The organism is Paracoccus homiensis, from assembly GCF_900111675.1.
GTDB classification, from domain to species: domain Bacteria; phylum Pseudomonadota; class Alphaproteobacteria; order Rhodobacterales; family Rhodobacteraceae; genus Paracoccus; species Paracoccus homiensis.
Genome location: NZ_FOHO01000001.1, coordinates 83,167 through 104,765 on the forward strand (window position 1 = coordinate 83,167; position 21,599 = coordinate 104,765).

A 21,599-nucleotide genomic window follows, 5' to 3' on the forward strand; every position below is an offset into this window, starting at 1 on the left:
CTCACCTCATGTGTGTGAGACCTGTGGGGGGGGGTATATGACCGCGAAAAACTTTAACGAGCTATTTCTGAAGTGTCATGACGCAAGCGTATTTCAGGAGAAGAACAACTTCGACACCCTAAGTAAAGTCTATTTTGACGACAATCACAGCAAGCAAATCCTGGAGCAGGATCAGTATTTCATTATTGGAGAGAAAGGGACCGGGAAGACTATCATTGCGCAATACCTTTCCAACATTAGAAAGGATAAAAATTGCTCAATTGTAGATTTTTCAACAATCGATTTTGACACTTTCCGAAAGCTCAGCAATGATGGGCATCTGAAGTACATTCAAGCCGATCAGCTTTGGCAAGTCTTACTTATGGCTCTGACTGCAGAGATAGTCGTATCCAAGGAAGAGAGCATTCTGTCGAGCCTGAAGTTTAAAGCTCTTCATTCGGCCATTCAGGACTTCTACGACAACAAGTTTATACCTGAGTTCCCCGTCGTCGTCGAGCTAATGCAAAAATTTGACGCATTAGCTGAACTGTCCAACAAACATATCGGAAAGATTTCAGGTGGTGAGGGGTCAAGTGAACGAACAACTTTCCAAAGAGGGGAGAGTCCTCTTAATAATGTCCGATCCGATTTTGAAGAAGCGTTCAAAAGCGCAAGGATAAGTCAAGATCATGTGATCTTCGTCGACAAAATCGATATTAAGCCAGATGATATTGCGTTCGATAAGTTTATTATTATCCTGAGGTCTTTTGCCCGCGCTGCCCTCCACTTGAACGAGCATGTCTTCTCAAGAATGAAAGGCCGGAAACGGATCAAGATCGTACTTCTAACCAGACCGGATATATTTGATCGACTCAACTTACAGAACCAGAGCGCCCGCGCCAGCGACAACTCTGTGGTATTGAACTGGGACACAACCTACCAGCATCATAGACAGTCAGATATATTTCGGCTTGCCGATAATTTTCTCGGAAGCCAATCGGGCGTTGCGTTTTCAGAAGGTGCTGCATGGGATCACTATGTTAGCAAAGATGTCCTTCATGATTCACTTCGAAACCCAGAAGATAGCGTTAATAGATCCTTTCGTGAGTTTCTGAGGGTTTCATGGTTTCGGCCAAGAGACATCATACGAGCGCTGCATATATGCCAAAGCCAACCAGATTGTGAAGAGTTAGTCACCGAAGCTGGGTTTAGAAAGTCCTTCAAGCTGTTTTCCGACTATCTCTACGGAGAAGTGAAGGACTTTTCGAGATTCTATTTTTCAGACTCTACATTTGATCTAATAGAAAGATTTTTTAGTGAAATCCAAAGGTTAGACATTATTACTTACGATAACTTCTTGTCCGCCCACGACACCTTCATCAAGAAGGTTAAAGGTGGACCATCCCGAGAAGCATTGGATCCACGAGTCGAGGATCCAGATGAATTCCTTCAAATACTTTACTCGTCAAACATTCTGTGTTGGCGGGCCGAGAATGATTTCGACGGCGTCGATGATTATTGGGCATTTCGCGAGCGTTCCGCAACTCAACTTGACCCCAAGGTCGGACTATATCAGGAGTATGCGGTGCATTATGGGTTGAGAAGAGCGCTGCGCCTTACAAGTAAGATAGTAACCGGCGTGAAGGATAACACTTAAATGCGTGGGCTGCTCTTCTATTAAATTTTGCGAGATGAAACCAACCTCCTGCATCAATCATCGATCCCAATTCCCGCTCCTCGCGAGAGGCTTGGCCGCAATGGACAATTAAGCATTCCATCTTCCATGAGAAATTGACCCTCCGGGTGGGGAATTCATTTGGCACCCTCTCGCCTTCTGCTCAGAGATCTGTCAAGACGTTGTACAGAGCGGAAACCTCTCTACGCGTAGCGGTCATTCGTCCAGATCGCAGCGAAGGTCAGCTCCCCGCCCCTGGCGTTCCACTACATGCAGCCATGCGCATGATCTCGACCGGAATTCATAGGCAGTAGCCGTGATTCAAAGCAGACAGGCGAAGGGCTGTCTAATACCTGATAGACATAGAGCAAACAGCGTAAGAGTCGGATTCCGACCTGAGCATATCGGCCAGATTAAGCGTACTGATCAGTTGCTTCGGCTGCTTTGACGCTTCTGGCATGCACGAAACCGCCAGAGGCGCGCGCCGCCAGCTGTGGTGATGATCCAGACCATCTGCGAGGTCTGGAATGCTTGAGCAAGCCATTGAAAAGATCATTGAAGCGGCGTTCTCACCAGGAGGCGCCACGGCGCTAGCTTCGGCTGGCGGCTGGCTGCTGTTCTTCTGGTCCGAATGGCGCCGTGATCGGCAGGCGGCGCGGTTTTCGGACAAGATCACGACCCTATCCAGCGAAGCCCACGCGTCGCAGCTGGCAACGGTCAAGGTTCTTGAAGGCTTCCGTTCGGACTTGGTTCGGAGGGTCGCATGATGATCTGGCCGCTCTCGCTGCTGATCGATCGGACCGCGACCGTCCAACGCGAGCAGCGCGCGGATCACCAAATCGCCCGCACGATACAAACCCGCGCCCATATCGAAGCGCTGGCGAAGGACATCGAGGGGCTTATCGGGGCGGCAAACGGCGATCCGCTTCTGCTTGAGAAGAAGGAGGATCGCCATGGATGATGGCGTGGTCATTGCCGTGATGCCGGTGGCGGCGGTGGTATCGCTGGTCTGCAACGTGCTGGTCATCGCGGTCTGCTGTCTGGGAGTGCGGGGCTTCTGGCCTGCGCTTGGTCTTTGGTCGCGCAATCGCAACCCGGCGCTGGTCGCGCTTGGGATCATTCTCATCTGCGCGGGGCTCGCGGTGAACAGCGCCATCTGGGCGCCCTTCCGGTTGGCGCGGATCGGCGATTGGGAGACCATGCTGGTCCTGTATCGAGAGTTCGGCGGTTTCACTGATATCTTCGGCAAGGGCCTGCCCGCGCTTGGGGTCTGGGTGCTGCTGTGGGCCAAGCTGGACGCGATCTATCCGCCTTCGGAGCGATCGCGCTGGAATATCCTCAATGTCGCGTGGTTTCCGCATTCCGACCGCATCCTTCCGAGGGCGCTGTCGCTTCGGTGGCTGCGCATCCCCACAAAATTTGGAGACCGCTGATGCAGGTCACGGATGTGCAACGGCTCTTGGCCGAGGCGAACTACTACAACGGCCCAATCGACGGAGATGCTGGTCTGGGCACCATGCGCGGCGCGTCGGTTATCGAGGGCAATGCCGGCCGATCCTTTGCGGAATGGCCAACGTGGCGGCGGCTGACGCATGCCGGCCAGGCAATTCTGAAGGCGCAGGGCTACTCGGTCGGGGATCTGGACGGTCTGACCGGCCCGCAGACATCCGAGGCCCTGACGCAGTGGCGATCGGACCGGGCGGGCACGGATGCCAGCGTTGATCGCACACCGACACCTGAAGCCGGGGCGCGGTCACACCCTGCGCAGATGGCATGGCCGCTGCAGCGCGACGTGCGCGCCTTCTTCGGCCCGGCCGGTGCGCCTGCCTGCACGGCGGGCGTTGTGGCGCTGCCCTTCCCGTTCCTCATCGCCTGGAACAAGTCGCAGAGCGTCTCGCGGTTCTATTGCCACGAGAAGGTTGCCGAGCCGCTGACATGGATCTTCGCCGAGGCACATCGGACGTTTGGTGCCGAGCGCATGCGGGACATGGGCCTCGATATCTATGGCGGCTGCTTTGCCAACAGGACGATGCGGGGTGGCACGGCGACGTCCATGCATGCTTGGGGCATCGCGGTTGATCTCGATCCCGAACACAACCAGCTGCGCTGGGGCGCTGACCGGGCGCGGTTCGCGAAGCCTGAATACCGCGACTGGTGGCAGATCGTGATGCAGGCCGGGGCGGTCCCGGCCGGATACGCGTGGCGCAAGGACTGGATGCATTTCCAGTTCGCCCGGCTCTGAAGGAGGATTTCATGGACAACTCTCAATTGACGGACCTGCCGGAATTCGGCGACGCGGTGCTGGCAGCCGCCAGCCTCGCGGTGGCGCTGATCGGCTGGCTGATCGGCCGTGCGACCGGCCGCAAAGCGCCAGTGGCGCTGATGACGATCCTCCACTCAGCCGTGGCCTCGGTCGCGGCGGCGGCAATCAAGCGACGGCTGACGGCATCGGAGGCGGCAGAGCTGCTGTTCGAGCATCTTCTGGGCGGCTCGCCCGAGACCACGCGCAAGCTAAAGCCTTCGCCTGCGGTGCTGGGCACGCTGCTCGAGGGCGCGCTTGGCCGGGCGGCTGCGGATCAGCGGGTCACGGATGCCGGCATCCTGCGAGAGAATGTTGCCGCAGAGGTGATCGCGGCGGCGGCGAAGGCGATGGGCCGCTGATGATCGACGCGTCGGACTTTCCGGGCCAGCCGCTCGCCTGGGGCGGCAACCAGTCGGGCCACATGCTGATCGGGGCGAACATCGCGGTGGTTCTGGCCGTCGCGGTGTCGGACCCATTCCCGCTGATCCTGCTGTCGGTTGCGCTTTACCTGCTGGTGATCGAGCTGCCGCAGGATCGCTCGACTGTCGCGCTGCGCATCGACTGTGCGGTGGACGCGGGCTTCGCCGCCTCGGGGGCGATTCTGGTCGCGCTGCTGCTGCCGGTCTGGTGGTGGGGGGTGCTGGCGTGGCTTTTGGCGGTCGATGTGGCGCTGATCGCGGGCATGGCGCGTCGGTGGGTGGATTAGGTCACGCTTGTGCCCTTGCGGTATGGATCCGCGCAGCTCACTGCCCCCCGGCGCGGGTCCTTCCCGGTGGGGGTGCATCGTGGGTGGGACCGCTGCGCAGAAATTTACTTCTGCCTGCGCCGTTTTTTCGATTTCGTTTCGTTTTCTGCCTAAAGGGGTCTTCGGGTGAACAAGCCGGTATTGCCTGCAAAACTTGAGGTTCTGGCGCTTGATCGCCTCGTGCCCTATGCGCGGAATGCCCGCACGCATTCCGAAACGCAGGTCGCGGAGATTGCGGCCTCGATCCGGGAGTTCGGCTTCACCAACCCGGTCCTGATCTCGGATGAGGGCGATATCATCGCTGGCCATGGCCGGGTGATGGCGGCGCGTCAGCTGGGGCTCGGCGAGGTGCCGTGCATCCGGCTGTCTCATCTGTCCGATGCGCAACGACGGGCCTATGTGCTGGCCGACAACAAACTGGCCGAGAAGGCCGGTTGGGACAACGAGCTGCTGCGCCTCGAGCTGGGAGAGTTGGCCGAGCTCGGGTTCGACCTCGGGCTGACCGGCTTTGACAAGTCGGAGCTGGATGCGCTGATGCTGGGCGAGGACGATGTCGATGCCGAAGGTCTGACAGGTGACGATGATGCGCCGGGCTTGAAGGACGATCCTGTGTCGCGATCGGGTGATGTCTGGATCCTCGGGGATCACCGGGTGATGTGCGGCGATTCGACGTCGATCGAGGCGGTCGAGGCCCTCTGCGCGGGCGATCTGGTGGACTGCGTCTGGACCGATCCGCCCTATAACGTGGCCTACGAGACAAAGGCCGGAAAGATCGACAACGACAATCTCGAGGACGGGCAGTTCCGCCAGTTCCTGCTCGATGCCTATTCCTCAGCCTGGGCGGTGATGAAGCCGGGCGCTGCGATTTATGTCGCCCATGCCGATACCGAGGGTCTCAACTTCCGGGCGGCGTTTCGCGAGGTCGGGCTGAAGCTGTCGGGTTGCCTGATCTGGCGCAAAAATGCGCTGGTCCTCGGGCGGTCGGATTACCAGTGGCGGCACGAACCGATCCTTTATGGGTGGAAGCCTGGCGCCGCGCATCGCTGGTTCGGCGGCCGCGCCCAGACCACGGTTCACGAGTTCAGCGACGCGCCCTTCATTGTGAGCGAGGACGGTTCGGTGCAGATCGAGATCGGCGAGACTGTCTTGCGGATCTCCGGCGCCGATTTGAAGGTCGAGGAGTTGGTCGGCTCGGTGGTCACCGCTGAGAAGCCGCGTCGCTCGGTCGATCACCCGACGATGAAGCCGGTCGAGCTGATCCTACCCATGGTCAAGAATTCGAGCCGCCGCGGCGATCTGGTCCTCGATCTGTTCGGGGGGTCCGGCTCGACGCTGATCGCCTGCCAGAAATCCGGTCGCAAAGCGCGGCTGATGGAGTTCGATCCGGGCTATTGTGATGTGATCGTGCGCCGATGGCAGGAATGGACAGGCCGGGTCGCGCATCTCGAGGCGGGCGGCGACAGTTTCGAGGTGCTGTCGGGCAAGCGTCGGACCAAGCCGAAGAAGTGCAAATGAGCAAAGAGCGTCCCGAGGCATCGGAAGGCTTGGTCGATCTCGCCGATCCCGGCGATCTGGATCTGACCAGCCTGCCGCAGGATGAGGGTGATCTGGAGTGAGCACGGGGACTGCTTATCCGGTCGGCACGATCGCAAAATTGTTCAATCTGACCGAGCGTCGGGTCCAGCAGCTGTCGAAAGAGGGTGTCATCCCCAAGACCGCGCAGGGCCGCTATGAGCTGGTTCCGGCCGTGCAGGGCTATGTCCGCTACCTGCAGGAGCGGGCGCTGGGGCAGCAGCCCGCCGAGGGTGCGATCGACTATCACGCCGAGAAGGCGCGCAAGACGCGGGCCGAGGCGGATCTGGCGGAAATGGACGCGGCGCTTCGGCGTGGCGAGCTGATCGAGGCCGCGATGGTCGGGTCCAGTTGGCAGGCGGTGATGCGTGAGATTCAGTCGAAGCTGCTCGGCCAGACCCCTGCCCGGATCGCCTCGCTGGTGATCGGCGAGCGTGCCGAGGGCACGATCAAGAAGATCATCCGCGCCGAGTTGGTCGCGGTATTGGAGGCCGCATCGACGGCCGATGTCGATGCCTTGGTTCAGGGAGCCCGCGATGGAGGTTCTGAAGCGGATCGTGCAAGGCGCGCTTGACGCGCTGCGCCCGCCTCCGGATCTGCCGCCCTCCGTCTGGGCAGAACGCTCGGTCTACGTCCCGGTCGGCAACGCCATCCCTGGCCTGATCAATTTTGAAAATGCGCCTTACCAGCGCCAGCCGCTGGACATGACGGCCGATCCAGATTGCCGCCGCATCACACTGATGTGGGGCGCCCAGGTCGGAAAGACGATGCTGATGCTCTGCGGTCAGGGCTACCGGATTGCCCAGGACGCCACCTCGCAGATGATGATGCAGCCCTCGCAGGGCGATCTTCAGACATGGCTGGAGACGAAGTTCAACCCGCTGGTTGATGCCAATACCTCGCTGCAATCGAAGATGGCGAAGCCGCGCGGTCGCGACGGGGTGAACAACCAGCTGATGAAGTCATATCCCGGCGGTTTCATCATGTTCTCATGGGCCGGATCGCCGCGGACCATGCGCGGCCGGTCGGCACCCTTCATCGTCTGCGATGAAGTTGACGGATATGTCCGCACCTCGGAGGGCCATCCGGTATCCCTGCTCTGGAAGCGCGCGGCGACCTTCCGTGACCGGCGCAAGCTTTTGGAGAGCTCGACACCTACGGTGAAGGGCGCCTCCTATATCGAGTCCTCGTTTCAGGCGGGCGATCAGCGATATTTCCATGTTCCGTGCCCGCATTGCGGCGCGCTGCAGCGATTGGTCTGGTCGCGCGTCGATTGGCAGAAGGACGAGGCCGGGCGCTCACTGCCGGAAACCGCCGGCTATGTCTGCGGCGAGTGCGGCTCAAAATGGACCGATTCCGAGCGGGTCTGGGCAATCCGGCGGGCCGAGGCCCACGGGGGCGGCTGGGTCGCCGAGCAGCCGTTCCACGGGCACGCCTCCTATCACCTCTCGGAGCTGTATTCCTGCATGACGACGCTGGGCGATATCGTCCAGTCCTTCCTCGACGCGAAGGCGGTCAACGATCTGCAGACCTTCGTCAACACCTCGCTGGCCGAGACCTGGGAGGAAGAGGGCGATTCAGTAGATGCGGCAATGCTGATCGCGCGGGCCGAGGATTTCCCGTCGCCGGTGCCGGGCGGCGTCGGCGTGCTGACCGCGGGGATCGACATGCAGGAGGATCGGCTCGAGGTCGAGATCGTCGGCTGGGGCTTGGGCGAGGAATCGTGGTCGGTCGATTACCGCGTTCTCTGGGGCTCGCCGCTCGAGCCGGATGTCTGGCAGGATCTGGACGATCTTTTGGGTGAGACCTGGGCGCATGAGACCGGCGCGCAGCTGGGGATCTCTGCCGCCTGCCTCGACACCGGCGGCAGCACGACGCAGGCGGCCTATGACTATGTGAAGAAGCGCCGTTCGTCGCGGCTGTTCGCGATCAAGGGCGTGGGTGGCTGGGACCGGCCTGTCGTCTCGGCGCCCTCGCGCAAGCGGTCGGGTTATCGGGCGCGCAAGATCGATCTGTTCACGGTCGGCACGGATGAGGCCAAGCTGATCGTGATGCGGCGGTTCCAGCAGACCGCAGAGGGGCCTGGCTTCTGCCACATCCCAAAGAGCCGCGAGGCCGAATGGTTCGCGCAGGCCACGGCCGAGACGCTGCGGCGGCGTTACGTCAAGGGCTTTCCGATCCTAGAATGGCACAAGACGCGGGACCGCAACGAGGCTCTGGATTGCCGGGTCTATGCCTTTGCGGCTCTGAAGATCACGCAGCCGAACATCAAGCGGGCGCTCGAAAGGTTGATTTCGGCCGACGAGGAAGAAGGCCCCGCGTCCGATCCGGTCGCGCCGAAGCCCTCGCGGCGGCGGCGCGGGGTGAAACTGCCGAAGGCTAGCGCCGGTGACGAGGGTCACTCTCCGCGCAAGCGTGGCCGGCGCGTAGCCGGCGCCAAGGCACGCGCGAAACGGCGCGGATAGGCAGAGGGTCTGATTGCAGTTCTCGCAAACACCGATGGCTGTGTGTCAGATCAGACTCTGGTCGCCAAATCGTCGCTGTCGACCGACGCGGACATTAATCCGACGACCCTTGAAAGTCAAATTTGCGGGACAAAGCGTCTTTCAGCTTCGATCATACGAATGCCTGCTTTGGTGCAATAGCCTTGGAAACCAGATGCGTCTGCCGGAGACGAGGCGCGGCTCAAGTAGAGAGCAAAGCCTCAGACGATTTTCGCGCTGGCAGAATTACGACAGGAACGCTTGGGCCATGGCGATCCAACTCTGCGATGATGCGAGGCGCGACCTTTTTCTCGAACGTCCAGATGTATGAAAGAAACTCTCGGTCGGGCAATTGCTCTGGACAGCCTGTAGCCATGTCGAAGCGCACCGATCCATAGTTTGAATAGACGCGGTGAGCGATACCCATAAGACATATCCGGCGTGGTACACGGAGCCACACCACCAAGTCAGTCCGTGGCAGGCGAATGTTGAGTGTTGACGGGGTGTTGCCGTCCATCACCCATCGCTCGCGACTGACGAGAGACAAAACGCGAGCGCGCTGCTCGGCGCGGTTCCGAACCTGCCAGCCGGGAAGCCAGCGCACGTCTCTGTCATAGGATTGATACTCAAGTCCGTATTGTTCGGCGATCCTGAGCGACAAGGTGCTCTTGCCAGCACCCGAACAGCCAATCACGAGGACGCGATTGGCTTTCGCTAAACGCTCAGCAGCGTGGGGTATGGAAATGAAATTTGGCAAGGCAATCCGTTCCTCGATCACATACATCGATAAATGCTGTGTTCTCGAAGGGACTGCTTTGAAAGGCAATAGATCACGAGAGCAGACATCAGGAATCTCCGCAGTATCGGTCAAACTGGGCTCAGAGCCGACCTTCGCTGCACTTTGCACCGCTGTATGCACTTTCAATTCTGAAGCACGAGAATGTCATTCGTCTTTGACGATATCTATCGACGTTCCTCGCTCATGGGTGATCGCCTAGTCTCTACAAAGAGGCATTTCGATGCATCTTCTAACGCTGGTTGAGCGAAAGTCCTTGCTGAAGGCTTTTGTGCAATGAGCGTGCTGCTAGCTCTCAGCGAGCGATGACGAAAACGCCAGAGGCAGCGCATGCCGCGCAGAGGCATCTTGCCCGCGTGGATTGCGCGGAGGCGGCATTGGACATCATCGGCAAGCGACTGATCGCGGGTATGGCGTGGGATTGGGCGGCATCGCTGCCGGGCCTCGATCCGGCGCGGCAGACAGTCACGCTATATCTGCGCGGGCCCGGCTCGATCGACCTGGTCGGCGCCGCCTCAGGGTCCAGTTTCCGTTTTCAGGCGCCCAAGGCGCAGACTTCGGCGCTGCCGGGCGGGATCTATAACTGGCAGGCCGTGGCCGACGATGCCGGTATCGAGACGATCATCGCCACCGGCCGTGTCAGCCTTCAGCTGGATCTGCGCCTTGGTGCAGAAGGTGCCGAGGCCCGCAGCTTCGCCGAGCGCATGCTGGCGATGGTCGAGGCAGTTCTGGAGAACCGCGCCACGCTGGAACAGCGCCGCTATCAGATCAACAACCGCTCGCTCGACCGGACGCCGGTTGCCGATCTGATGAAGCTGCGCACGCAATTCCGCGCCCAGATCTCGGCCGAGCAGGCAAAGCGCGCTGGCCGCTCGCCCTTTGGCCGCCGCGTTCTAACGAGGTTCTGATGCGCATTTTCGGTTCTTTCAATCGCGCGGGTTCGCTGAGTTCGGTGCTGACGCGCGCCGCGGCGTCCGACCAGATCACCGGCACATCAGCCCTCGGGGGGCGCATCGCCGGGCCTGGCCTTCGCCGGGCATTCAGCGGTGTGATGAAGTCTGCTGTCACCGACCGGCTCACGCGGCGGCAGGCTCGCGATCCGATGCCAGCCGATGAGGTGATCGACCGCAACTGGCGCGTGCTGGTGGCACGCTCGCGGGAGATGACCGGCGAGAATGATTACGGGCGTGGCTATCTGCGGCTCGTGCGTCAGAACGTGGTCGGATCCACCGGCGTGCGCCTGCAGGCGCAGGTTCGCGACACCAACCGGCAATCGGACACAGGTGCGAACGACGCCATCGAGGCGGCTTGGGCCCGCTGGGGCAAGCGCGGTAACTGCAGCATGGACGGCCGGCGGTCCTTCCATCGGTTGGAAATGGCCGTGATCCAGAGCTGCGCCCGCGACGGCGAGTTCTTCGGTCGCATCCATACTGGCCGCCACGCCGGGCCATGGGGCTTTGCCGTGCAGGTGATCGATCCGCTTCGCGTGCCGATCGAGGTCCGCGAAGATTACCTGCCTGGCGGGGGCTTCATCCGTCACGGCATAGAGTTCGACGCTTACGGTCGGCCCTTGTTCTACTTGGTCCGGGTCGGGGATCGAGAGCCTGCGGATCGGGTGATCGGCGGGCGTCGTCTTGCCCGGATCCCGGCCGATCAGATGATCCATGTCTTTGTCGAAGATATCGAGGGCCAGAAGCGCGGCCTGCCTTGGACCGCGACGGCGCTCTGGCGTTTGCAGATGACCGCGGGGTTTGAGGATGCGGCGCTGGTCAACGCCCGCGCCGGTGCTGCGAAGGGTGGATATCTCGAATGGGAGGAGGGTTACGGGCCCGAAATCGACAGCGAAGATCTTGTGGATGAGGATCCGCTCTATTTCGATGCCGAGGCCGGGGTGGTGCAGGAGCTGACGCCGGGGCTGCGTTACAAGGATGCAAACCCGACCTATCCCTCTGGCGAGTTTTCGACCTTTCTCAAGGCGATGTTGCGCGGCGCGGCCTCGGGCCTGGGCGTCGCCTACAATAACTTCGCCGGTGACCTCGAAGGGGTCAATTTCTCATCGATCCGGCAGGGCACGCTCGAGGAGCGCGAATATTGGAAAGAGCTGCAGGAGTGGCTGATCGAGTCGTTCCACCAGCAAGTCTATGAACGCTGGCTTCCGTGGTCGCTGCTGTCGGGCCGTGTGACGCTGGAAAATGGCCAGCCGCTGCCCGCCGCGAAGCTGGACAAGTTCTCGGCCGCGACATGGCTGCCGCGCCGATGGGCGTGGATCGATCCGGTCAAGGACGTGCAGGCCCAGCTGGAAGCCCGTCGCGGCGGTCTGATCTCGACCCAGCAGCTGATCCGCGAGGCCGGCCGGGATCCCGAGACGGTCTATCGCGAGATCGCCGAGGACGTGCGGCAGATGGAGGCTGCGGGAGTCCCGCCCGAAATGATCCAGGCGATGTTCATCAAGAACGTGCAGGCGGCGGTCAAGCCCGGCGCGCAGACGGAAGGAGGCGAAAATGGCGAAGAGTGAAAAGGTCGGCAAAGCGGCCAAGGATGAGGCGGCGAAGAAGGACAACGGCTCGAAAATGCCGCGATCGGTTCCGAAAGAGTCCGATCGGAAAGCCGAGAGGCTGATCGGGCGCCGGCTAGAGCGGCGTGCGGACCCGGCGCAGCTGCTGGGAGAAATTCAGGATCGCACCGCCGAGCAGATGCTTGTGCGTCATTTCGAGGTCCGCTCGATCGATGCGGAAGCGCGGACGGTCGAGTTGGCCTTCGCCTCCGAGACGCCAGTGTTGCGCTGGTTCGGAGAAGAGGTGTTGTCGCTTGAAAGCGGGTCGATGCGCACGGATCGCCTTGCAAGTGGTCTTGCTCTGCTGGTCGACCACGACTGGCGTGATCAGGTCGGCGTGGTGGAAAGCCACACGGTCGGCGACGATCGGATCGCGCGGGCGGTGGTGCGCCTCGGCCGGGGCGCGCGCGCCTCCGAGATCTTCGCCGATATCGAGGACGGCATCCGTCGCCACGTCTCGGTCGGCTATCAGATCCACGGCGTCTCGATCGAGGAGCGCGAAGGGATGCCGGATCTGGTCACCATGACCGATTGGGAGCCCTACGAGATTTCGATGGTCTCGGTGCCTGCAGATCCCAATGTCGGTGTCGGCCGCTCGGCCGAGCGACAGACGAAACCGCCAGAGGCGGGCCGCGCCCCTCTGGCCGAAGGTCTGCGGGATCATCGTGCCGCGCGTGCGGCTCAAACTGGCGAGGGTAATATGAAAATTCGCAATGTGCGCGACGCGAACGGCAATCTGGTTCGTGCCAAAGTGGACGACGATGGCAGCATCGTCGAGGTACTGGAAACGATCGAGGAAGCCGGGGACGCCGAACGTTCGGCCATGCGCCGGGGCTCTTCCGACGAGCGCGAGCGGGCCGCGACGCTGATCCAGATGGGCGCGCAATACGACGCCCGCGATCTGGCGCAGACGGCGATCTCCGAGGGCCACACGCCCGAACAGTTCCAGCGCACGCTGCTTGAGCGGATGTCCCAGACGCGCGGCGGTGCCGAAACCACCGAGCGCGGCGGTGACGTCGGGCTTTCCGACCGTGAGGCCGATTCCTTCAGCTTCATGCGTGTGCTGCGCCATTTGGCAAATCCGGGCGACCGCGCCGCACGCGAGGCCGCCGCTTTCGAGATCGAGGCCGGTGAAGCGGCGGCGGATCGTCTCGGCCGCAGCGCACAGGGGGTCATGGTCCCGCCCGAGGTTCTGCGCCGAGCCTTGAACACCTCGACCAGCGCAACTGCCGCCGGGGATACCGGCGGCTATCTGGTGGCCACGGATCTGCTGGCCAGCTCCTTCATCGACCTTCTGCGCAACCGCACAGTGTTCCTGCAACGTGCCACCGCGCTGTCGGGTCTGGTCGGTCTGGTCGACATCCCGAAGCTGGTCGAAGGCACGCAGGGCTACTGGATCGGCGAGGACCAGGATGCGAACGAGACCTCGCTGACTTTCGGGCAGGTCAGCCTCGCGCCCAAGACCGCGGCGGGCATGGTGGAGATGACGCGGCGCATGCTGATGCAGTCGTCGCTCGATCTCGAGGCCATGGTGCGCCGGGATCTGGCCTGGGCCATCGGAAGCACCATCGATCGCGCGGGCTTCTACGGCACCGGCGCGGCGAACGATCCGGTCGGCGTCGCAAACTGGATCGGCATCAACGCTGTGCCCTTCGCCGCAGCCAACCCGACCTTCGGCGAGGTGGTGCAGATGGAGACCGAGGTTGCCGCCGACAATGCCGATATCGGCTCGATGGCCTATATGGCGAACGCCCGGATGCGCGGTCACTTCAAGACCACCGAGCGTTTTGCTGGCACCGGCAAGACCATCTGGGAAGATGGCGGCACGGTGAACGGCTATGCCGCCGAGATCACCAATCAGGTTTCGGATGGCGATCTGTTCTTCGGCAACTGGTCGGATGCGCTGGTCGGGCTCTGGGGCGGTCTGGATCTGACGATCGATCCCTACACGCATTCGCGCAAAGGTCGTCTGCGCGTGGTCGCCTTCCAAGACGTCGATATCGCCGCCCGCCGCGTCTCGAGCTTCTCGCTGGGTCAGTTCGGCGGCTGATGACCAATCCCGGCTCGCCGCTCGGGCGGGCCGGTTCTTCTATCGCTTCAAGGGAGTGAACCATGGCGAAGAAAGTCGAGATCATCCTGCTGCGCGCGACGGTCCTCGAACCGGGCGAAATCGCGGTGCCGCGCATAGAGCCCTATGACGTGGACGAGAAGGTCGCGGCGGACCTGGTTCATCGCGGCCGCGCGAAACTGGTCAATGACAACGTCAGCGATACCGGCGGGGAGAGTGCCTATGATGCGCTTCTCGATTCGGTCGATTCTGCGATCCGGAATCTGAAACCCGAAGATTTCGGTTCGGACGGCAAGCCGAAACTCGACCCCATCCGCCGCCTGCTTCCGCAGGACGCCAAGGCCATCAACACCGCGGTTCGCGATGAGGTCTGGGAGGACCTGCTCGAGGACGGCTTCGAGGCGCCGAAGGCGAGCTGATGCCAGCGCCCGCGTGGGAAAATCTGGATGCCTTTCTGGGCCTGCACGATTTCGGCGTGCGGGCCCGTCTCCTATTTGCCTCGGGGGCCACGCGGACGGTTGCGGTGCTCTTCGATGAGGCGTTTTTCGACACCACCATCGGCGAGTATGCCCTTGAGGCGACGCAGCCGCGTGCTTTGGGAAAAGAGGTCGATCTGGCTGATCTGCGGCGGGGCGACCGGGTGGCGATCGGCGGCATCACCTATGACGTGACCGCAGGCCCGCAGGAGGACGGCACCGGCATGGCCACGGTGCCGCTGCAAAGGCCCACCGGGTGAGCATGGTGGGCCTGCATATCGATTTGAACGGCGAGGCGCTGGACAGGCTGTCCGAACGCTTCGCCCTGGATGAGCGTCAGCTGCAGGCAGCCTATTCCCGCGCGCTGAAGCGCACGGCCGGCACGCTGCGCTCGATGTCGTCAAAGGGGCTCAAGGGGCTGCTCGGACTGCGCAACACCAAGCGGCTGCGGCGTCGGATCAAGACGCGGCGCGCGCGAGGCGACGGCAGCGGCGCCGCCTTCGAGATCTGGTATGGGCAGAACGATTGGCCTGCGGAGGATTTTAAAGGCCGCCCGACCGAATCCGGCGCTGGCGTCCAGTTCCTCGGACACTCATTCGAGGGGGCCTTCATCGGCCGTCTTTCCGGCACGCGCACCATCCTGCGCCGCAAGACGGCGCGGTCGCATCCGATCGAGCGAGTGTTGATGCCGGTCAAGGATCGCATGGATGTCTATCTCGAGGACGAGGTTTTCGACCAGGCGGAAGAGATCTTCATGCGTCATTTCGAGGCCGAGATCCGCGCTCGGGCGCTATTTGGCATAGGGGCTCGCTGATGGACGAACTGACACCGACCGCGATGCACGATGCGGTTCTCGCCGCGATCCGGGCGCAGTTTCCAGATCTGGCGACGGTCACGGATTACCGCGAGCTGGGCGAGGCCCAGACGGAGCTGCCGCTTCCCGCGGTGCTGGTGGAAATGACCGACCTCGAATGGGGCGGCATCGAGGCCGACGATGGCACCGGCCGTCTTGCCGCCGATACCGTCTGGGATCTGACCATTGTCATGGGCTTCCGCACCGAGGCGGTCGGCCGGGCCCTGCGGGATTTCGCGGCAGCTCTGGCGGTGTTCCTGCACGGCAATCGCTGGGGGCTTCGCTCGGTCGAGCCTGCGGTGTTTACCGTGGGCGAGGTTCACGAGTTCTCGCCCGTTCTGTCGAACTATCAGGCGTGGCGGATTGAATTCCGGCAGCGCGCGTTCCTTGGGTCGAACGTTTGGGCCAATGACGGCACGGTGCCCGAGGCGCTATTCAGCTGGTCACCCGATATCGGCCTGGACCATATCGCCGACTACGAGGGCATTGACGCATGATGCAAGTGGGCGACCGCCGCGCGCTCGGCGAGACGGATCGCCGGATCGCGCGGCTGATTCAGTTCGGTACCATTGCAGAGGTCGATCCCGCACAGGCGCGGATCCGGGTCTCGCTTGGCGGCGAGGCGGTGTCAGGCTGGGTGCCATGGGTCGCCGGCCGCGCCGGTGACGTCCGGGTGTTTTCCGCGCCCTCGGTCGGCGAACAGGTGATGCTTCTATCGCCCAGTGGCAATTCCGGCCAGGGCGTCGCGCTTCTGGGACTTTATTCCGGCGCGGGCCAGCCGCCGGCATCCGAGGCTGGCGTGACGCGCGTCGAGTTGCCCGAAGGCGTCTCGCTCGAGATCCGCGACGGGGCGGTGTCGCTGGCCGCGCCGGGGGGGCTGCGGATCACCGGCGACGTCACGGTCGAGGGCGATGTTGTCGCCGATGGGGTGTCGCTGAAGAACCATCGTCACGGCGGCATTGCGCGAGGTGGCGCGCTCACTGATCCTCCAGCGAGTTGAGGCGAAACCGCCAGAGGCGGCGGGGGTCGTAGCGTGTCATCTTCCGGCCCATGTTGGGCATGAATTCCCTCTCTGGTCGTTCTCTCACTGGCGCGGATCATCTGCGCCAGTCGATCCGTGATGTGCTCACCACGCCGCTGGGGTCACGGGTCATGCGGCGGTCCTATGGATCCCGTCTGCCCGAGCTGGTCGACCGGCCGCTGAATGCCGAGACGGTCGCAGAGCTGCGTATCGCAACGGTCGAGGCGCTGGCACGCTGGGAGCCGCGTGTCGAGGTGCAGTCGGTATCCGTTCAGGCCGGGGCCGGGTCGGGCGTGTTCGAGATTTCAATGGAGGCGGTGGTGCGGGACACGGGCGAAGTTCTGACGGTCGAAGGAGTGGCGGTGTCATGAGCGTTCTGGATCTCGAGGCGCTGCCCGCGCCGGATGCTGTCGCGAACCTCGACTTCGAGATCATCCTCGCGGCCTGCAAAGCCGATCTAGCCGACGCGCTGCCCTCGATCGCACCGACGCTGGATCTGGAAAGCGAGCCGGTGGTGAAGCTGCTCGAGGTCTGGGCATATCGCGAGACGCTGCTACGGGCTGCGATCAATGACGGGATGCGCGCGGTTCTGCTGGCCACGGCCACCGGCTCGATGTTGGATCATCTGGGCGCATTGCTGGGGGTAGCGCGGCTGATCATCGTGCCCGCAAACCTCGACGCAAGCCCGCCGGTCGCAGAGGTCCGCGAGACGGATGTCGCGTTCCGGCGCCGGATCCAGCTATCGCTCGAGGGTTTCAGCGTGGCGGGGCCCCGCGAAGCCTATCGCTTCCATGCGCTGTCGGCCTCGGGGCAGGTGCGCGACGTGGGGGTGCGCCGGATCGGTCCGGGACAGGTCGGTGTGCGCGTGATCTCGACCGACGCCGATGGCGCGGCATCGCCGGATCTTCTGGCGACCGTGGCCGATGCGCTGTCGGCGGAGGATGTGCGCCCCCTCTGCGACGATGTCGTGGTCGCTGCCGCAGATCTGGCGGTCTATGACGTCGAGGCAGTGTTGCATCTGCCTGCCTCGCCTGGCGCGGATGCTGCCATGAATGCCGCCGAGGATGCGGTGCGTGCCTATTGCACTGGCGCCTTCGCGGTCGGGGCCGTTGTCAGGCGCTCGGCCATCATCGCCGCGCTGCATCAGGCAGGTATCTCGTGGGTCGATCTCGTGTCGCCAGCGGCCGATATCGATCCCGGCGTCGATGGTGCCGCACGGGCGTCCAGCTTCTTGATCACTTCGGCCGTCGCATGACCGGCCTTCTGCCTCATAACGCCTCGGAGTTGGAACTGGCTCTGGCGAGCCTTGGCAACCGGACCGAGACCCTGCCCAAGCCCATCGGCGATGCCATGAGCCCGGATCGGGTGCCCGAGGCTTTCCTGCCGTGGCTGGCATGGGCGCTGTCGGTCGATTCATGGGATCCGGCATGGTCGCCCGAGCGAAAGCGCGCCGTCATCGCGGCGTCGGTCGAAGTGCATCGGCGCAAGGGCACGGTTCGGTCTCTGCGCGAGGCCTTGGAGGCGATGGGCTACGGCGATGCGCGGATCATCGTGGACCGCGACCTGCCTCGTTTAGGCTCCGATCTGGTTCTGGGCGGCAATTGGCAGTTCGGCGATGCCTGGGTTCTCGGCCCGTCCGATCCGCATTGGGCCGATTATTGGGTAGAGCTGCTGGATGCGGTGCCTGCGCGCGATGCGGCCGCGATCGCTGGGCGTCTGGCCTCGCTTGCCCCTGCGCGGTGCAGGCTTCGCGAAGTTCGGCTTGTTGGTGTGACTTATGTCCTCGGCGACGGACTCTGGGTTCTTGGTCAAGACGTCACGCTGGGTGGCGTCTATTCCTTCGGAGGTAATGAAAATGGTTGATGTGGCGCAGGTGGTCAATCTGAGCGAGGCCGGTGCCGATGCCGAAAAGTGGCCTGCCGTGCCCCGGCTCGAAAATGGCTGGTATCCCACCGGCGGCGAGGTCGATCCTGCTGTGAACTCCGGCCTGATGAATTGGCAGGCGCGCCAGCTGGCTCTCCGCAGTGAGACGCTGAGAGCTCGGGTTGACGATCTGGCGCTAAAAGCTGGTTCCACCGTTACGGTCGGTAATAGTGGCGATTTCTCGACCGTGAATGAAGCGTTGAGCTATCTCTCCGAGCGGAGGCCCGGCTACGTTCAGGGCGGATTTCAAACTCAAATCCTGCTGCTGGATGGCTTCACGATGGCTGAGCAGATTCTAGTGAGCGGTGTGAATCTTGGATGGATATCGATCGTGGCAGAGGCGGCCGAGGTATTCATCGACAGGGCTTATATGAACGTCCCCTTTCATGAAGGCGCAGCCCCGATTTATCCTTCTTTCGGCGTCAAAGATGGAGGAACATTGCCGCGGATCGACGCCTTGTTCACGATGATGGACACAGGGCCAACGGCAGGGCGCATGGGCATCAATGCCTTCTCTGGCGGCTTTGCGACTGTCGGGGGGATGTGCGGAATCAAGAATTGCGGCGATACCGCAGTTCTGCTGACAACGTCCGCCTCATTCGCTGGCAACGGTTCCGTGTTTTCTGGGGCTGGAGGAGACGGCGCGTCAGTAGCGGGAGGAACACAATCCACCTTTCAAGGCGCGGATCTAAGCGGTGCGGGTGACACCGGGCTGCGTGTTTCAAACGGAGCGGTGAGCCACGCTTGGGGCCTAGATGCCAGCGGTGCTGGTCAGAAGGGTGTTCACGTCTATCGAGGAGCCACCTTGAACCTGCTGGGAGGCAAGTGTCGGAAAGGTGGCAGCGATTCCACGCAAGACATCGTCTGCGAATCGGGCTCGATCATCAACGCTACGAACGCGACTGGCGGCACCTCGATCGCGGTCAACACTGTTACGCCGAACGGCATCATCTTTAAATGAGGCGGTCATGTTCTACGCGGTCATAAACGAATCCGGCCAACCCACCGGCGCGCTTTATGTAGAGGTAACGCCATCAGTCCGCGCGCATCATCCAGGCGCGACCTTCGAGCCTTGCTCGCGGCTGGCAAATGATGGCACAGCTGAAAGCCCGACTTGGCGAACGGTTCCGCCGACCATCGAAGATTTGCGCTCATCATGGGTGCTGACAAGGTTCCAGTTGCAAGACGTGCTTGCCAGCGCAGGCCTCCTTGCATCGGCCGAGCAACTGGTCGCGGCCTCTCCGGATCCGCGCATCGGCCGCGCCTGGACCTATGGCGTGGAGTTCCCGCGCGCCTCTGCCACCATCACGGCTCTTGGAGCGGCGCTGAACCTCTCGGCCGAGGAGCTGGATGATCTTTTCCGCGCGGGGGTAGAGATCGAGGCGTAAAGCTCGAACGCACGAAACCGCCAGAGGCGGCCGAGCGTGCGGCGGACCATCCTTCGCTTGATTAATTGCGAGGGTTCCCATGGCTGAATTTCTGCACGGGGTCGAGGTTGTCGAAATCGACGGCGGCGCTCGGCCCATCCGCATCACCAAGTCGAACGTGATTGGCTTGATCGGCACGGCACCTGATGCCGATGCTGTGGCATTTCCTTTGAACACTCCGGTTTTGGTCGCCGGGTCGCGCACCGAGGCCGCAAAGCTGGATGCGGTCGGCGACGGCAACGGCACGCTGCCCTGGGCCATCGACGGGATCTTCGATCAGGTCGGCGCCGCAGTGGTCGTGGTCCGGGTCGAGGCTGGGGCAGATGAGGACGAGACCATCGCCAATATCATCGGCGGGGTGGACGCCGAGGGCGCGGCGCTGGGCGTGCAGTGCTTCCTGGAAGCCGAGGCGGTCACCGGCGTGTCGCCCCGCGTCCTGGTCGCGCCGGGCTGGACCCATCAGCGCCCGGCCGAAGCAGCGAACCCTGTCGCAGCCGAGATGAAGGGCATTGCTGACCGGCTGCGCGCGGTCATGGTGATCGACGGGCCGAACAGCAACGATGCCGCCGCGCTGGCGGTCGCCGGCGAGCAGGGTGGCGAGCGGGTCTATCTGGTTGATCCGTGGTGCAAGGTGTCGCGAGGGACACAGGTCGTGGACGAGCCTTCCTCGGCGCGCGTTGCCGGTCTGATCGCGAAAGTCGATGCAGAGGACGGGTTCTGGAACTCGCCTTCCAACCGCGAGCTGAATGGCATCGTCGGCACCAGCCGTCCGGTGGATTTCCGTCTGGGCGACGCCAATGCTCGGGCCAATCTGCTGAACGCCGCGAATGTCGCGACGATTATTCGGCAGGGCGGCTATCGCCTCTGGGGCAACCGCACGCTCTCGACGGATCAGAAATGGGCTTTCCTCTCGGTCCGCCGCACCGCCGATATCATCAACGACTCGCTGCTGCGGGCGCATCTGTGGGCGGTCGATCGAAACATCACCAAGACCTATGTGCAGGAGGTGCAGGACGGGGTGAATGCCTTCCTGCGCGAACTCCAGGCACTGGGTGCAATTCTCGGCGGCCGGTGCTGGGCAGATCCCGATCTGAACACGCCCGAATCTATCGCGGACGGGAAGATCTATTTCAACTTCGATTTCACGCCGCCCTATCCGGCCGAGCACATCGTGTTCCGGTCGCACCTGGTCGGTGATTACCTTGAGGAGGTCGTGCAATGACGGCGCGCGCGCAGCTGAAGAATTTCGCGGTCTGGGTCGATGGCCGGGGCTATGCAGGGAATGCGCAGTCCTACCAGCCCCCAGCGCTGGCTCTCTCGACCGAGGAATTCCGCGCGGCGGGCATGGATGGCCCGATCCGCATCGATACCGGCATGGAGGCAATGTCGGTCACAATCACGCTGACCGAGCTGTCGGCCGAGGTGCAAAAGCGCTTCGGGCTTGTCCGCAACGGTCGGACGCAGATCACCGCGCGCGGCTCGGTCGAGGATTTCGACGGCACGGTCCATGCCGAGCTGCACTCGATGCGCGGCACCATCGTTCGGATCGGGCCGGGCGCGTGGCAACCCGGAACACCTCCGACGCTCGAGGTCGAGATGTCGCTCGACTATTTCCGGCAGGAGCGCGACGGCGAGTCCGTGGTCGAGGTCGATCTGGTCAATATGATGCGTGTGATCGGCGGCGAGGACCAGCTGGCCGCGCGTCGTGATGCGATGGGGATCTGA

Annotated in this window: 26 protein-coding genes; 25 read left to right on the forward strand and 1 reads right to left on the reverse strand. The window is 62.5% G+C overall.

What is annotated here, in order from left to right; genetic code table 11:
* Positions 1–37: 37 nt before the first annotated feature.
* The 10 genes from BMX67_RS00420 (at position 38) to BMX67_RS00465 (ending at position 8,738) form a co-directional block, all read left to right on the forward strand.
* Complete coding sequence (locus tag BMX67_RS00420; protein WP_139206424.1) at positions 38–1,636, forward strand: P-loop ATPase, Sll1717 family; 1,599 nt, start codon at positions 38–40, stop codon at positions 1,634–1,636.
* A gap of 545 nt (positions 1,637–2,181) precedes the next feature.
* Positions 2,182–2,421, forward strand: coding sequence for a hypothetical protein (locus BMX67_RS00425; protein WP_090731615.1), 240 nt, complete (start codon positions 2,182–2,184; stop codon positions 2,419–2,421).
* The gene (locus BMX67_RS00430) at positions 2,418–2,615 is read left to right on the forward strand and encodes a hypothetical protein (RefSeq protein ID WP_175479764.1); all 198 of its coding nucleotides are present in this window, start codon (positions 2,418–2,420) and stop codon (positions 2,613–2,615) included. The genes BMX67_RS00425 and BMX67_RS00430 overlap by 4 nt, the downstream gene beginning before the upstream one ends.
* On the forward strand, positions 2,608–3,087 hold the full coding sequence (locus BMX67_RS00435) for a hypothetical protein (protein WP_090731618.1): 480 nt from the start codon (positions 2,608–2,610) through the stop codon (positions 3,085–3,087). The genes BMX67_RS00430 and BMX67_RS00435 overlap by 8 nt, the downstream gene beginning before the upstream one ends.
* Positions 3,087–3,896, forward strand: a complete 810-nt coding sequence (locus tag BMX67_RS00440; RefSeq protein ID WP_090731619.1) for a M15 family metallopeptidase — start codon at positions 3,087–3,089, stop codon at positions 3,894–3,896. Before BMX67_RS00435 ends, BMX67_RS00440 begins: the two co-directional genes overlap by 1 nt.
* 11 nt (positions 3,897–3,907) lie before the next feature.
* A complete protein-coding gene (locus tag BMX67_RS00445; RefSeq protein WP_090731621.1) occupies positions 3,908–4,315 on the forward strand; it encodes a hypothetical protein in 408 nt (135 codons plus the stop codon).
* Positions 4,315–4,662: a hypothetical protein gene (locus BMX67_RS00450; RefSeq protein WP_090731623.1), complete on the forward strand. Its 348-nt coding sequence runs from the start codon at positions 4,315–4,317 to the stop codon at positions 4,660–4,662. The genes BMX67_RS00445 and BMX67_RS00450 overlap by 1 nt, the downstream gene beginning before the upstream one ends.
* 165 nt (positions 4,663–4,827) lie before the next feature.
* Positions 4,828–6,216, forward strand: coding sequence for a site-specific DNA-methyltransferase (locus BMX67_RS00455; protein WP_090731624.1), 1,389 nt, complete (start codon positions 4,828–4,830; stop codon positions 6,214–6,216).
* Between the two features lie 97 nt (positions 6,217–6,313).
* A complete protein-coding gene (locus BMX67_RS00460) occupies positions 6,314–6,847 on the forward strand; it encodes a hypothetical protein (protein ID WP_090731626.1) in 534 nt (177 codons plus the stop codon).
* Positions 6,810–8,738: a phage terminase large subunit family protein gene (locus BMX67_RS00465; RefSeq protein ID WP_245739023.1), complete on the forward strand. Its 1,929-nt coding sequence runs from the start codon at positions 6,810–6,812 to the stop codon at positions 8,736–8,738. Before BMX67_RS00460 ends, BMX67_RS00465 begins: the two co-directional genes overlap by 38 nt.
* Before the next feature lie 220 nt (positions 8,739–8,958).
* On the opposite strand, the gene BMX67_RS00470 is transcribed toward BMX67_RS00465, so the two are convergent.
* Complete coding sequence (locus BMX67_RS00470; RefSeq protein ID WP_217645754.1) at positions 8,959–9,540, reverse strand: P-loop NTPase family protein; 582 nt, start codon at positions 9,538–9,540, stop codon at positions 8,959–8,961.
* 317 nt (positions 9,541–9,857) lie between these two features.
* On the opposite strand from BMX67_RS00470, the gene BMX67_RS00475 reads away from it, so the two are divergent.
* The 15 genes from BMX67_RS00475 to BMX67_RS00545 all read left to right on the forward strand — a co-directional run bounded on the left by BMX67_RS00475 (position 9,858) and on the right by BMX67_RS00545 (position 21,599).
* A complete protein-coding gene (locus BMX67_RS00475) occupies positions 9,858–10,460 on the forward strand; it encodes a hypothetical protein (protein ID WP_090731630.1) in 603 nt (200 codons plus the stop codon).
* A 44-nt stretch (positions 10,461–10,504) separates the two neighbouring features.
* Positions 10,505–12,067 (forward strand): phage portal protein, encoded by a 1,563-nt coding sequence (locus BMX67_RS00480; protein ID WP_175479765.1) that lies wholly within the window; start codon positions 10,505–10,507, stop codon positions 12,065–12,067.
* On the forward strand, positions 12,054–14,156 hold the full coding sequence (locus tag BMX67_RS00485) for a phage major capsid protein (protein WP_217645758.1): 2,103 nt from the start codon (positions 12,054–12,056) through the stop codon (positions 14,154–14,156). Before BMX67_RS00480 ends, BMX67_RS00485 begins: the two co-directional genes overlap by 14 nt.
* Positions 14,157–14,218: 62 nt before the next feature.
* Positions 14,219–14,593, forward strand: a complete 375-nt coding sequence (locus BMX67_RS00490; protein WP_090731633.1) for a hypothetical protein — start codon at positions 14,219–14,221, stop codon at positions 14,591–14,593.
* Positions 14,593–14,910: a head-tail joining protein gene (locus BMX67_RS00495; RefSeq protein ID WP_090731634.1), complete on the forward strand. Its 318-nt coding sequence runs from the start codon at positions 14,593–14,595 to the stop codon at positions 14,908–14,910. The genes BMX67_RS00490 and BMX67_RS00495 overlap by 1 nt, the downstream gene beginning before the upstream one ends.
* Positions 14,907–15,464, forward strand: coding sequence for a phage tail protein (locus BMX67_RS00500; protein ID WP_139206425.1), 558 nt, complete (start codon positions 14,907–14,909; stop codon positions 15,462–15,464). Before BMX67_RS00495 ends, BMX67_RS00500 begins: the two co-directional genes overlap by 4 nt.
* Complete coding sequence (locus tag BMX67_RS00505) at positions 15,464–16,000, forward strand: hypothetical protein (RefSeq protein WP_090731637.1); 537 nt, start codon at positions 15,464–15,466, stop codon at positions 15,998–16,000. The genes BMX67_RS00500 and BMX67_RS00505 overlap by 1 nt, the downstream gene beginning before the upstream one ends.
* A complete protein-coding gene (locus tag BMX67_RS00510) occupies positions 15,997–16,503 on the forward strand; it encodes a phage baseplate assembly protein V (RefSeq protein ID WP_217645760.1) in 507 nt (168 codons plus the stop codon). Before BMX67_RS00505 ends, BMX67_RS00510 begins: the two co-directional genes overlap by 4 nt.
* A gap of 59 nt (positions 16,504–16,562) precedes the next feature.
* A complete protein-coding gene (locus tag BMX67_RS00515; protein ID WP_217645762.1) occupies positions 16,563–16,895 on the forward strand; it encodes a GPW/gp25 family protein in 333 nt (110 codons plus the stop codon).
* Positions 16,892–17,779, forward strand: a complete 888-nt coding sequence (locus tag BMX67_RS00520) for a baseplate assembly protein (protein ID WP_090731640.1) — start codon at positions 16,892–16,894, stop codon at positions 17,777–17,779. The genes BMX67_RS00515 and BMX67_RS00520 overlap by 4 nt, the downstream gene beginning before the upstream one ends.
* Complete coding sequence (locus tag BMX67_RS00525) at positions 17,776–18,387, forward strand: phage tail protein I (protein WP_090731642.1); 612 nt, start codon at positions 17,776–17,778, stop codon at positions 18,385–18,387. Before BMX67_RS00520 ends, BMX67_RS00525 begins: the two co-directional genes overlap by 4 nt.
* Complete coding sequence (locus tag BMX67_RS00530) at positions 18,374–19,408, forward strand: hypothetical protein (protein WP_139206426.1); 1,035 nt, start codon at positions 18,374–18,376, stop codon at positions 19,406–19,408. The genes BMX67_RS00525 and BMX67_RS00530 overlap by 14 nt, the downstream gene beginning before the upstream one ends.
* 7 nt (positions 19,409–19,415) lie before the next feature.
* On the forward strand, positions 19,416–19,835 hold the full coding sequence (locus tag BMX67_RS00535) for a hypothetical protein (protein ID WP_090731645.1): 420 nt from the start codon (positions 19,416–19,418) through the stop codon (positions 19,833–19,835).
* 79 nt (positions 19,836–19,914) lie between these two features.
* On the forward strand, positions 19,915–21,096 hold the full coding sequence (locus tag BMX67_RS00540; protein ID WP_090731646.1) for a phage tail sheath subtilisin-like domain-containing protein: 1,182 nt from the start codon (positions 19,915–19,917) through the stop codon (positions 21,094–21,096).
* Positions 21,093–21,599, forward strand: coding sequence for a phage major tail tube protein (locus tag BMX67_RS00545; RefSeq protein ID WP_090731648.1), 507 nt, complete (start codon positions 21,093–21,095; stop codon positions 21,597–21,599). The genes BMX67_RS00540 and BMX67_RS00545 overlap by 4 nt, the downstream gene beginning before the upstream one ends.